Below are 552 nucleotides of genomic sequence, written 5' to 3'. Positions count from 1 at the left end.
GCGCTTGCAGCCGCTCGCGCCAGAACGACTCGCTGGCGGCGACATCGTGGGTCTGCAGCCAGGCGATGTGGTCGCGATAGCGCGAGGCGGGCACCTCGACCGGCTGGCCGTGGTAGCGCTGCAGGACCTCACCGATCAGGCGGGCGGTGCTCCAGCCATCGAGCAGCAGGTGGTGGCTGGTCCAGATCATGCGGTAGCGGTTGGCACCCAGGCGGAGCAAGCGCACGCGCATCAGCGGGGCGGTATCGAGCGCGAAGGCCAGCTTGCGTTCTTCGAGCGCAACGTTCTCGCACGCCGATTCGTTCCAGTCGCCTTCCGCATCGATGCGAACCGGCGAAGGTACCTGCCGATAGACCGCCTGCATCGCCTGCCCGTCGATCCAGACAAAGCCGGTTCGCAGGATTTCATGGCACGCGACCGTCTCGTCCCAGGCCGAGCGGAAGCGCTCGGCATCGAGTCCGTCGAGCGTGATGGCGAGCTGGTTGACGTACAGCCCGGCCTCCGGCGCGTAGAGCGAGTGGAACAGCATGCCGTGCTGCATCGGCGTGAGCG

At 67.4% G+C, this 552-nt stretch carries 1 protein-coding gene; it reads right to left on the bottom strand.

The window, feature by feature from the left end; genetic code table 11:
• On the bottom strand, positions 1-552 hold a 552-nt coding region (locus tag F1599_RS18950; protein WP_223819762.1), incomplete at both ends, for a condensation domain-containing protein.

The organism is Cupriavidus cauae, assembly GCF_008632125.1.
GTDB classification, from domain to species: Bacteria; Pseudomonadota; Gammaproteobacteria; order Burkholderiales; family Burkholderiaceae; genus Cupriavidus; species Cupriavidus cauae.
Note: the sequence above shows the minus strand (reverse complement) of the source record. Positions and strands in the feature narration are given on the sequence as shown.